Annotated in this window: 5 protein-coding genes and 3 pseudogenes; 5 read left to right on the forward strand and 3 right to left on the reverse strand. The window is 56.5% G+C overall.

Annotation, left to right across the window (positions count from 1 at the left end; all coding sequences use genetic code 11):
- Window positions 1-721: 721 nt before the first annotated feature.
- The 4 genes and pseudogenes from VCJ09_RS24850 to VCJ09_RS14935 form a co-directional block, all read left to right on the forward strand.
- A pseudogene (locus VCJ09_RS24850) lies at window positions 722-1048 on the forward strand (PAS domain-containing protein); the annotation flags it as partial.
- A 90-nt stretch (window positions 1049-1138) separates the two neighbouring features.
- Window positions 1139-2287, forward strand: coding sequence for a methyl-accepting chemotaxis protein (locus tag VCJ09_RS14925; RefSeq protein ID WP_407693048.1), 1149 nt, complete (start codon window positions 1139-1141; stop codon window positions 2285-2287).
- Between the two features lie 434 nt (window positions 2288-2721).
- On the forward strand, window positions 2722-3633 hold the full coding sequence (locus tag VCJ09_RS14930; RefSeq protein ID WP_324730936.1) for an IS5 family transposase: 912 nt from the start codon (window positions 2722-2724) through the stop codon (window positions 3631-3633).
- A 504-nt stretch (window positions 3634-4137) separates the two neighbouring features.
- Complete coding sequence (locus VCJ09_RS14935; RefSeq protein WP_324730937.1) at window positions 4138-6231, forward strand: autotransporter family protein; 2094 nt, start codon at window positions 4138-4140, stop codon at window positions 6229-6231.
- Between the two features lie 418 nt (window positions 6232-6649).
- On the opposite strand, the gene VCJ09_RS14940 is transcribed toward VCJ09_RS14935, so the two are convergent.
- The 3 genes and pseudogenes from VCJ09_RS14940 to istA all read right to left on the reverse strand — a co-directional run.
- Window positions 6650-8089, reverse strand: coding sequence for an ice-binding family protein (locus tag VCJ09_RS14940; RefSeq protein WP_324730938.1), 1440 nt, complete (start codon window positions 8087-8089; stop codon window positions 6650-6652).
- 1549 nt (window positions 8090-9638) lie between these two features.
- Window positions 9639-10388, reverse strand: a complete 750-nt coding sequence (istB, locus tag VCJ09_RS14945) for an IS21-like element helper ATPase IstB (RefSeq protein WP_324730939.1) — start codon at window positions 10386-10388, stop codon at window positions 9639-9641.
- Between the two features lie 19 nt (window positions 10389-10407).
- Window positions 10408-11952: pseudogene (gene istA, locus VCJ09_RS14950) on the reverse strand (IS21 family transposase); the annotation flags it as partial.
- 324 nt (window positions 11953-12276) lie between these two features.
- Here istA and VCJ09_RS14955 point away from each other — a divergent pair.
- Window positions 12277-12648 (forward strand): annotated as a pseudogene (locus VCJ09_RS14955) (EamA family transporter); the annotation flags it as partial.
- Window positions 12649-12653 lie beyond the last annotated feature (5 nt).

Raw genomic sequence — 12653 nt, forward strand, 5'->3', positions numbered from 1 at the left:
AGCGACTTCAATGCAGCAAGAAGATGCACAAAAATCCAAAGCGGAAAAAAGGGAACACTCCGTGCCTTGGCCCTGCTAGCGCTTTGAAATTCTGGACCATGATTTTAATCTGCGCAAATACTTATAGTGCCAAAGATAAGGCGACAAATAACTAACGCAAAAAATCTCTACAAATATCAGAAGCGCCTCGCCAGCCTTGAGGCCAATGTAACGGTGGCAACTCCGCCACGAAGGCAATGCAATAGCGCAACTTTCAACCTGGGGCATTTACCCAGGCGTTAACCAATCTTCAGGCACTCTACGGTAAATACACCCCTGTTTGCCGTTTAGCCTAATCGAAGCGGTTTCGATAGCGCCGCCCAATTGACGTGTAGCTCTCCGCGTAGGGTGCGCTCAATTGATCTGCACTCAATGGCCTGACCAGGGCACCGCTCCGGCTCAAGTCGGGGCTGCTTTGCTCTGCTCACAAGCGCTGCACTCCCCCTACAAACCGAGAATCCCTCGGGGTATCGACCCTGCAGCGAGGGCGCGATGAGCCGCGTGGTTTGCACGGTTTAGCAACGGCAATTCAACCCGTCTCAGGGTGCCCAGCCAGGGCAGCAGCAAGGGTTAGCTGAGTGTTCGCCAACGCCTTGAAACTGGTTACACTGCGCCGCAAACAAACGGCTCAACTTTGCCGGATAGACGCCGATAGCCGTCGTACGCCTTACGGAAGAACACCATGAAAAATAATCAGCCCATCACCCAACGCGAACGCACCTTTTCGGCCCAGCAACGCTTGATTTCCACCACCGATGCCAAAGGCCAGATCACCTATTGCAACGAAGCGTTCGTCGAAATCAGTGGCTTCAGCCACGGCGAGTTGATGGGTGCACCACACAACCTTGTGCGTCACCCGGATGTGCCGTCGGCCGTGTTCGCCCACATGTGGAACACCCTGAAGCAGGGTCGCCCCTGGATGGGCATCGTCAAGAACCGCAGCAAGAATGGTGATCACTACTGGGTCAATGCCTACGTCACGCCGGTACTGGAAAAAAACCAGGTGGTTGGCTACGAGTCGGTGCGGATCAAACCGACCGCCGAACAAGTGCACCGCGCCGAAGCCCTGTACAAGCGCATCAACAGCGGCAAGTCCGCCGTGCCCAGCCGTGACCAATGGTTACCGACCCTGCAAAACTGGCTGCCCTTTATCCTGATCAGCCAGATCGGCTTTTTGATCGGTACCTGGCTCGACTCCAGCTGGGGCTTTGCCGTCGCCGCCCTGCTCTCGATACCGCTTGGGCTGATCGGCCTCAACTGGCAACAACGCGGGCTGAAGCGCCTGTTGCAACTGGCCGACCAAACCACTTCCGACCCGCTGATCGCACAGATGTACACCGACAGCCGCGGCACCCAGGGCCGCCTGGAGATGTCCCTGCTCGGTCAGGAAGCACGCCTGAAAACCTGCCTGACGCGCCTGCAGGACAGCGCCGAGAACCTGGCCAAACAGGCCAAACAGGCCGATACCCTGGCCCACAGCAGCTCGGCCGGGCTGGATCGCCAACGCCAGGAAACCGAACAGGTCGCCACTGCGGTCAACCAAATGGCTGCCACCACCCTGGAAGTCGCCAGTAACGTCGCCCGCACCGCCATCGCCACCCAGGAAGCCAATCGCCTGACCAGCGAAGGCCGCGCCATTACCGCGGAAACCCGCGCGGCCATTCAGCGCCTCTCGCAGTCGGTCGGTGATACCGGCGAAACCGTCACCCGCCTGGCCAAGGACAGCAACGAAATCGGCGGCGTGGTCGATGTGATCAAAGGCATCGCCGACCAGACCAACCTGCTCGCCCTCAACGCCGCCATCGAAGCCGCCCGCGCCGGTGAAATGGGTCGAGGCTTTGCCGTGGTAGCCGACGAAGTCCGCTCGCTGGCACAACGCACCACCGAATCCACCGGGCAAATACACCAGCTGATCGCCAAGCTGCAGCGCACCGCCGAAGAAGCGGTGATGACCATGGAAATCGGCCGCAAGCAAGCCGACGACGGCGTCGAACGTGTGCAACAGGCCGACCAGGCCCTGGCCGGGATCAGCGACGCGGTCGCCAATATCGCCGACATGGCCAACCAGATCGCCGCCGCAGCCGAAGAACAAAGCTCGGTCGCCGACGAAATCAACCGCAACATCACCAACATCGCCCAACTGTCCGACCAAACCGCCAGCGAAGCGCAAAGCTCCGCCGTGCTCAGCCAAGCACTCACCGCCACCGCGCAAGGGCAGTACTCGCTGGTCGAACGCTTCAACCGCTAAACGCAAACAGCCGCCGAGCAGACTCGGCGCGCCCTCCCCCCGTCCCAGCGCCTCCCGTAGCGGCCTGCTTGTGACCCACATGGATGCGGGTCATGCAGTAAGCAATAAGCGACCCGCCATGAACGGGAAGCAGTTAGGGAAAATGTCGGGAACATTATCGATATCGGCTTCTGCCTGGCGATCCTGCGATCCCGCTCCCCACTGATCGCAAGGACGCCGCATCGCAGCAAGCCGACCGCTATCACCGCCCAGCCCCAAGCTGCGGGCAACCTCAAGTCTATGTGTGCTAGCGAACAGACTTACCCTCGCCTTATTTGCAATCTTCTGGCACGTCGAACTTGCAGCGATGACTCAGCCCAAGAAGTTAGGGAAACTCTGAAAAAAGACTTCCCGAATCTAGTGGAATACGACCATCCGTGTTTTCGAGTAAACCAATGAAGCAGATCTCCTTCGCCGATGCTGAGTACGCTGGTAAGCGTAAGCAAAGCCGTCGTGAACGCTATCTGATCGAGATGGATCAGGTGGTGCCGTGGGAAGGCTTGATTACGTTGATTGAAGCGCATGAGACGAAGGGTGAAGGTGGACGGCCGCCCTACCCGCTGATGGCGATCTTGCGTGTGCGCCTGATGCAGAACGGGTTCGGCTACAGCGATTCGGCGATGGAAGAGTCGCTCTACGAGGCTACGATTTTGCGCCACTTTGCCGGGCTGAGCCTGAAGCGCATCCCGGATGAAACCACCATCCTCAACTTCCGCCGTCTACTGGAGAAACACGACCTTGCCGCCGGGATTCTGAGCGTCATTAATGATGACCTCGGCGACCGCGGCTTACTGCTGCACCACGGCACCATCGTCGATGCCTCGATCATCCATGCACCCAGTTCGACCAAGAATAAGGAAGGCAAGCGCGACTCTGAGATGCATCAGACCAAGAAAGGCAACCACTACTATTTCGGCATGAAAGCGCACATTGGTATGGATGCCGATTCGAGCCTGGAGCACAGCGTGCTGGGTACCGCCGCCAATGTGGCTGTGGTGACTCAGGTCGACCGATTACTGCATGGTGAGGAAACTCACACGGCCGGTGATGCCGGTTACACCAGTGTCCACAAGCGGCCCGAACATGAAGGCCGGATAATGATTGGGTCGATTTCCGCCCGTCCCAACTCGTACAAGAAGCACGGCAAGAAAAGCCTGATTGGCCGAGTTAAACGCAAGATCGAATACACCAAGCGGCGCTTTCGCGGCTTGGTGAAAAATACCGCCCAACAGGTCACGCTGTTTGCGCTATCGAACCTGTGGATGGCGCGCAAACAGTTAATGATTGCAGGAGAGGTGCGCCCGTAAGGCGGAGAATTAACCCTGCGAAGCGCCTCTCAAGGGTAAAACTATGTATTTGCAGGTGGAATATGATCTGATTTTCGATTGAGGCGATATCTTTTCGAGTCGTTGAGTAAACCAATCCGGAAATTGAGGCTACTTCAGGCCTTCCTTAGAGCCATAGGCAAATCATCGTTCTTCTTTGGCCTAACAAGGCGGGCTTTATTTTATTAATTGTGTTTAACGCTATATACAGTGCATCTATTACGAAGCAGGTTCTGCAATCTGCCCTGTATTCTTGAGCACTCGAAAATACTGAAAAATAGCACTTACTTAAGATCACCCTGCCGCTGGTGACATTGTGTCGCATTCAACTTTTGCAACCGCAGGGTTATTTGAATTCGTTTTTATGGCAATGTGCCGATGAACGGTAAATTTAAATATTGATCGCCACTTCTATTATTTGCTCATTATATTTTTTAAGCCTAAGCTGCAATGTCAATTATGACATCTGCATTTATAGGCCATAATATGAAAATCAGCTTAATTTCTCTAGCGGTGGCAGCTGCCATTGTGGCTTGGGCACCAATTAGTTTGGCTCGCCAGACTGTCGCGCCTCTAGGCGTAGTCGGAGCGGAAGGTGAGCTGAATGGTGTAGATACAACGGGTGGTGCCACATTGACCATTACCGACGGCCAGAATATCAATACTAATAACGATCTTGGCGGTGCTTTTACCACTGATGCCCACCAAACGGGTGACCTCCTGTTCCTTGGCGACTCGACCGTAACCGGCTCTACTGGTCAACCGGGGGTGCTGTTCCTCAATATCAGTGCCGGCGCTACTGGTAAAGAGGTAACCTTCAATGGCGATGTTCATGCAACTACAACCCAGATTAGTGAGACCGGGACCATAAACTTCAATGGTGACGTTATCTCAGCCCCTGTGTTTGTCGGTGATGGTTTCCTTAATCTCGGTGCCGGCCACTTGCTGACTGGTGCCATTACGACCAATACCGCAAATACCGGTACCTTGACGCTGAATAGCGGCAGTAATGTAAACGGCGCCATTGGTGGTGCAAGTGGGCTGAAGCAAATCATTGTATCGGGCGGTAATGCGTCCATTACCGGTGCGGTGCAAGCTCAAGGCTTCAGCCTCGGCGCGAACACCTTGAACATTACCGGGGCCTTGACCACTAACGCCAACGGCACGATTGCGACCACGCTTGCCGGTAATACCGTGTACGGTAATATCCAGCCGTCCGGCTCCTCGAATATTAATGCCGCCGGCATTACGGTGATCCCAACCGTATCTGGAGTATTGACCCCCGGCACGACGTTCAGGATTGTTGGCGGTCTCTCCGGCACCAACGGGGCGAACGTGACTGTCCTCAACACCAACCCGCTGTACACCTTTTCCAGCGTGCCTACGACCACTGGCGACGTACTCATAACGGTTGAGTCGGTCCGCTTGGGCTCGCCTGCTGCCGACACAACAGCAGGGGCATTGCTGGGTGCGCCGGCTCCAGCAGGTTCCGCTTTGCTTGTCACTCAGGCCGCAGTCCTTGCTCTTCCCAATGCACCCGCCGTCAAGAATGCCCTGGCTCAGCTGGCCCCCAGCAGCACTAATCTGGCAGCACCTTGGGTTGCAGGGCAGGCGACGCGTCTTATGGAAGACATGTTGCTGAGTCGGGTGGACGAGATCCAGGACATTTGTTGTGACGCCAACTGTGAGCCCAATAAGCCCCAAGAAGTGCGTAAGTGTGAAGGTGACGAGCAACAGAACAACTCGTGGGTTAAGAGTTTTGGTAGTTTAGGCAATCAAAATGAGGTGAATGATAGTAACGGCTACGACACTAAGACCTATGGCCTGGTGCTGGGCTATGACCGGCCGGTGAGCGCCGACACCCGCATTGGTGTAAGCGCTGGTTATGCAAATAGCACAATTGACGGGAACGGTTCCTCTAGTGAGACAACAATAGATTCTTACCAACTGACGGGTTATCTCAACTACACGCCAGGCCCTTGGTATGTACAGGGTGCTTTGACAGCCGGGATAGACCAATATGAAGGGAAACGCCAAATCATATTCCCAGGCGTGAATCGCGTCGCGAAATCTGACTACGATGGCCAGCAGTACACCGCGCTCGTCTCGGCAGGCAAACATTTTTACTTTGACCACGCGGTCACTGTTACACCGTTCGCGTCATTGCAGACATCGCTTATCAAAGTCGACAGTTATACCGAGCGCGGTGCTGGTGACGTGAATCATCGTGTGGATGACCAAGATTACAACCTTACTCAATCAGGCTTGGGCGTGAAGATCGAACGCATCATTCAATCCGGTGCTCGCACCTATTCCCCTGAGGCTCATGTCAAGTGGTTGCATGATTTCAGCGATACAACCACGGAGCAGAGCGCAGTGTTCACGGGTGGTGGCGCAGTGTTTAACGTGGAAGGGATAGAGCAGGATCGGGATCTGTACAATGTCGGCGCGGGTATTACATTCCTGTCCTGCAATTGCGATAACAACTCTTGGACAGTCAAAGGGCAATACGACTACAAGTGGAATGATAGTGAATACTCGTCAAATCAATTGTCACTCATAGCGAGTCTCAAATACTGATGTAATGTAGCTGGAACAGGCCTTGATTCTTGCTACGGAGTGTTATCGCATAGATCAAGGCCTGGCCATTTATTACAAGAAGTGCGGTAGGAATGTCAGCCACCTACACCCGATGCCAGGTTAGTTGTCGCCTCAGCTGATTTATCAAAACGATAGATAGATTGGGGGCGTCAAAGAGAGCCGCCTCGATCTGGTAACATTGAACCTTGGCCTGCTTCCGGTAATGCGGAATCTTTTGGTGAAAGAGCCTGGAGTCAACCGGTAACTGGCCCTCTGCCTATCGTTTCAAGCGTTGTACTTATTCTATGAGTTCAAGGGGGGGATTACCAAGGGTACAAAGCCTTTATTTCCCCTCTTACAAGAAAGGACCCAATCGGGTCCTTTCTTGTAACGGCTTTCACACTATATATTGCGTATCTTACGGAGCAGGTTCTGCAACCACATTCTGCTGTAAGGTAACCGCGGTATGCGCTAACAGTCGGCCATTAACCGTTGTACCGGTTTTGATGGTAATACCTTTTGCAGCGAGTATGACGCCTTCGAAGTGCGCATTCGTTCCGAGGGCTACGCTGGTACCGCCACCGACCTGCCAGTAGATGTTCTTGGCCTGTGCACCACCCGCCAAGACGATACTGCTGCTGTTAGCCTGGGTAAGATCACCCGCTATCTGGAAAATCCAGACATCATTCGGACCACCCGAGAGGGTGACATCAGTGGAGATCAAAACATTGGAACTCCATTTGTAAAGGCCTGGATAGAGTGTCTTGCCACTGATATCGCCGGCATGCAATTCAGTATGGTCAGGCACTGTTCTGCCAGCGGCATCTGCGTAAGCGGTTCCCAAGTCAAGTACCGCGTTGGCTACTTGTGCATTGTCAGATGCTGCGCCGACAAAACAGGTGACATCACCGCTGCCTGTATAGGCAGCATCAGCGCCGTAGATCGTGCCGGTTATTTCTGCACAGGTAACATTCCCCATCGCTGCAGCCGTAATTGGGCTAGCGCCTATGTTGCCGGTGATGTTAGAGGCCGGGACATTGGTAATGCCTGTCTTTGACAGAATGACAAAATCCCCAGCGGTTCTCAGGTCCACTGCGGCGGGGCCAGCGGCAACGGCTGTGCCTGTGGTAAAGGTCCAGACATAGTCGTTGGCCAGTGCATTTGCAGGAACCGCGAGGTCGGTAACAGCGGTTTTCAGCGTGGCCGTATAGACGGTGTTGGCTGCAAGATTGCTAGTCGGCTTGAAAGTTACTGTTGAACCGCCGTAGATCACAGCGCCTGCAACCGGTGTTGTGCCATCGGTCAGCGTAAAGCTGGTGTTGTTGACGGTGACGGGATCCAGCGCCTCACTAAACTCAGCGCTGATGCTTGCGTTGAGCGCAAAGTCTTTGATAGTGCTGGCCGGGTTTGTGGAACTTACAGTGGGCGCGTGCGTGTCTATGGCCGCGGCGCTGGTAAAGGTCCAGGCGTGGGCATTTGCCAGTGGCATACCTGATGTGTTTTTCGCATCAGTGGTCAGCGTGGCGGTGTACACGGTGCTGGATCCAAAATTACTACTCGGCTTGAAAACCGCAGTGTTGCTTGCGTTATCAAGATTCACAGTACCTATTACCGCAGCCTCTCCTGGGGCTGTCACCGTGAAGCTGAACCCGTTGATTGTTGAAGCGTCCATCGCCTCGCTGAAAGTAGCGGTGATCTTGTGGTTAATTGGAAGCGCGGTGACAGTGCCGTCAGGGTACGTTGAACGTGCAGTGGGCGCCGCGCCAGTTTCATCGGCATGACATCCTGCCGCATATGCACTCAGCAGTAACATGGCAACCCATAACGGTCGACCGGAGGTTTTGTTACTTGCATTCATTGGTATGGCCCATTAAATGTTTTGATTGCAGATAAATACAATGCGCAATCATTAGCTGACCAGCGATGCATGCTGGCCAATGGATATTTCTTTTATACAAACTGCGCTCCAATACACCCCAAATAACAGCACAGGATAAATCAGGTGTATGGGGCGAGCGTTACTCGCCCTGGCCTAGCTTCAATCGGGTGCGATTATGCGCTCAAACATTATGAATAGGTGTGACCCACGCAACCTATTTACCACCTACCTCATCTCCAGCGCTGGCATGGACACTTATCGTATAGATACGAATGGGTTGAATACTCATCTTGCATGGCCTGCACAGGGATTTACTCTGTAGTGCAGAACTAAGGGAAATCAGTGATTGCACAAGGCCACGTACCGCAGCAGGTCCGCACCAAATCCAGAGAACTATCGAAGATATCTATTGAAAGGCAGGGTTAGATTTTTTAATGAAATGGTTCGACTCTGCCCCATTTGCACCTCTGCGCCTATCTCTTAGTTACGCTCATTCTTTCAAACCATGCACACGAAAAGTTTATCGACACCATTAACAATACGTATGCGCTACTCACCGCTCAATACTACCTAATTCATGATTTTTGACTGAGCAGTCGTGCTGCGCACCGACAAGGAGCGCCCCGAGCCATCTCGTCAGCAATGATCAGACCGCCTGAATTCAGGGCGGCTTGTCGCGCCCGAGGCCGACACTGCCAGCATGCATGCGGGCACAACACAGGGTCTGAGCCCGGTTATGGTCCATATGCGCATGACGGCGACAACGTCGCCAATTGATGACCTGAGTGCTATTCCTGTGGGCAGGAACAGCAGGTGCAATGCCATGCAAACTCTCGACCTGACTCAGCTCAGCGATATGCTCCTGCCAAGGCGTTCCGGAAAATGTCCGCATTCGGCGCCCTCTCGGACAATTTCGTCGCGCAGGTACTGGCGGGAGAGTGAGCCGCTCAACTTGCCGAAGGGCAAGATGTTTGCATCACCAAGGAGAACGCGCCGATTGTTTCTATGTCGCTCTCAAGGGCACTTGACGATTTATCAGGACACCGCGGCCGGCCGCGAGGGGCAAGTGTCGGTTTTGCTGCGATGCTGGCGATGCGCCCCCGGTTGTTCAGTGGCGCTACGACCGGCGAATGCCTCGCGCTGAAGATTTCCTGCCAGGCTCTAGCCAGACTTCAGAAACTGGATAGCCAACAGTTCAGGATCTTCTTCATCAACCTATCCCGGGATATGAGTCGCTTTAAGGGCGATTGCATTCCCCGACCTCCGGCTGAAGACACCTCGTGGCCGGTCAGACTTAACCCTGGACTACTGTGGAAAAGCCGAACCTGGTCATTTTTTGCGCTATGTTTTACTATCAGTCATTGCGGCTGGCGCCATCCTCGCCACAAAAATTGCACGCTGGGCCATCCCCTCAGATCGAACAGCCGGACCACGGTGCGTATTTCGCTCATCGTGACCGGTCATTTCGCTAACAACGTGACCGGTTTCTCCACCCGATTGCGCGGGGTCTAAATTCTAACCGCATCGGTCACGATGCCGCTTCTTCTTCCGTCTTTTTACGTCGCAACGACTCGCCCTTCATCACAATTCGATACGCGCTGTGCACCAGCCGATCAAGTAAGGCGTCGGCCACTGTCGGATCGTTGATCCAGCCGTGCCAGTGATCGACCGGCAGTTGGCTGGTCAGTACCGTCGACCGCGAGCCGGCGCGGTCGTCGATCACTTCCAGCAGGTCGTGCCGGGCGTTTTCTTCCAGCGGTGCCAGGGCCCAGTCGTCCAGGATCAGCACGTCGACTTTGGCCAGTTGTTGTAGCGTGCGGCCGAAGCTGCCGTCGCCGTGGGCGATCCGCAATTGTTCCAGCAGGCGCGGCGTGCGCAGGTATAGCGTGCTGTAGCCTTGGCGGCAGGCCTGGTTGCCCAGGGCGCAGGCGAGCCAGGTTTTGCCGACGCCGGTTGGGCCGGTCAGCAACAGGTTGTGCTGTTGGCGGATCCAGTCACCGCTGGCCAGGGTCGCGAGCTGGCGTTCGTCCAGGCCTCTGCCCTGGCGGCGGTCGAGGTCTTCCAGGCAGGCACCGCTGTATTTGAGCTTGGCTTGTTTGCGCAGTCGCTCCAGGCGTTTGTTGTCGCGCCAGGCCAGTTCGCGGTCGAGCAGCAGGCCGAGCCGCTCATCGAAGCTCAAGCTGTGGCAGGCAGGCAGTGTCCATTGCTCTTCCAGCGCCTTGGCCATGCCGCTGAGGCGCAGGTGGTGCAACTGATTAAGCGTGTGTTGCGTCATCATTGAACAGCTCCTTTTGGGTGTAATAGTCGGCACCGCGCACGTTCTCGTGGCAGGCGGGTTGAGCGACGGCGGAGGCCTTGGGCAGCGGTTGCTGGTCGAGCCCTTGTTTGAGCAGGTTGCGTACGGTGCGGCTGTTGAGGGCGCGCAGTTGTACGGCGCGGCTGGCTGCCGCCTCCAGGCGCTCGTTGCCATAGTGGCGAGCCAGCGAGAGCAGGCCCAGGCAGGAGCGGTAACCCATCTCCGGATGGGGTTTGTGGGTCAGTTGATGTTCGACGATCTGCCGCACGTGCGGGCCGATCCGCTCGCCCCAGTCGAGCAGGCGCTGAGGTGTCCAGTCGCGATGGGCCTTGTGCGAGGCCGGCATGTGTTCGCTCTGGGTGCTGTAGGCGCCGCGCCGCGAGAGCAACAGGTGGCTGGCGACCCGGCGGTGGCCATGCAGGATTTCGACGGTATGGGCGCTCACTCGGGCGTCGACGCTTTGCCGGGCCAAGGCCGAGGGCACGCTGTAAAAGCCGCCATTCACCTCGATGTGGTAATCGATGTTGACCTTGCAGCGCTTGAAGGTCACGACCTCATACGGGTGCGCCGGCAACGGCCTGAGCGCTGGCTGGTCGAGTTGCTCGAACCAGTCCCGTCGGCATCCGTCGAGTTTTTTGAACGGACGTCGGTTCAAGTCCTCCAGCAAGACGGCGATGGCCTGATTGAGCGCATGCAGACTGAAGAACTGCTGATGCCGCAACCGCGCCATGATCCAGCGCTCGACCACTTGCACGGCCACCTCTGCCTTGGCTTTGTCCTGAGGCTTGCGCGGTCGCGCTGGGAGCATGATGGCGCCGTAATGCTGGGCACATTCCAGTGCGGCGCGATTCAGGCCCGGCTCATAACGGTCAGGCCGGGAGATCAGGGCGCGCGGGTTGTCCGGCACGATCATTTCGGGGACGCCACCAAAGTAGCTGAGGGCCTGGCTCAACGCCGTCAGCCAGTCCACTTGGGTCTCGCCCGGCGTGGCGCACGCGTAGGTGTAGTTCGAGGCACCGAGGGCCGCGACGAAGATATGCGCCTGGCTGATCTCGCCGGTGCCGGCGTCGATCACCGGCAACGTCGGCCCGGCGTAGTCGATGAACAGCTTCTCGCCGGCGCGGTGCTGCTGGCGCATCGAGCGCTTGAGCGTACGGGCGTAGATGCGGTAATGCTCGACGAACTGAGTGTAGCGGTAGGTCGGTTGGTCGGGATGAGCGGCGGTGTATTCCTCCCACAGCAGTTGTAGCGTCACGCCTTTACGACGTAGTTCGCGGTGCAGAGTGATCACGTCGGGCAACACGCGGTCGCCGCGTGTGTGCACGACTTTGGCGGCCGGAATCAGGGCGGCGCCAAGCGCCGCCTCATCCAGTAACGCCAGCGCGGGCCACTCGATGCCGGTGTCGCGCGCCGCCTTGATGTACTTGCTGACGACGCCCTTGGACAGTTGCAAGGCGCGGGCGATTTTCTCGTGAGATAGGTCGGCCTCGAACTTGAGGCGCAGGCATTCTTTGATATTACGCATGGCTACTCGCTGCGCCGCCATCCTTCGATTCCCCGAAATGGGACGCAGGGTGGCGGCGGGTCAGGTCATGCGCAACGGAGTGGAGGGTATTTCGCTAACAACGTGACCGGCCATTTCGGTAAGGGCGTGACCGGCTGTTTCGGAACAGGCGGAAAATCGGTCACGTTGTTAGCGAAATGAGCGGTCACACGTTAGCGAAATGGTCGGTCATGATGTACCGAAACGGGCGGTCACGATGGGCCGAAATACGCAACCACGGACTTCCCGTAATGCAGGGAATGAACCCTGCCCGCCGCTGAAGCATCGAAACGGACGACCACCGGGTCAAGCAGCCCCTCTGCACCGGGGTTGTTTGGCGTCGCCGTGCTGACCCGTACCGGTCCGGTCGAAGTTGATCCGCAACTGCTGCTCGGCGCCGCGGCCTGCCTGATTGCCACCACCTGTTACGGTTTCGCCGACTTTCTCACCCGCCGCTAGATTGGCCAACAGAGCGGCCCGGACAATCGCCTCACCGCGTTCAGCAGCCTCTGCGGCCCACTGTTCCTCCTGCCACTGTTCGCTGGCGCCTTGATCGTACAACCACCAACGCGCTGAGGCGGACTTCAGGAGTGGCTGTTCCTGGCCGGGCTTGACTTCACCTGCACCGCTTTCGCATATGTGCTGTATTTCCGCCTGCTGACTGATATCTGCCCGATCAAGGCGTCGACCACCACCTTCTGATT

Source organism: Pseudomonas paeninsulae (genome assembly GCF_035621475.1).
Lineage (GTDB): Bacteria > Pseudomonadota > Gammaproteobacteria > Pseudomonadales > Pseudomonadaceae > Aquipseudomonas > Aquipseudomonas paeninsulae.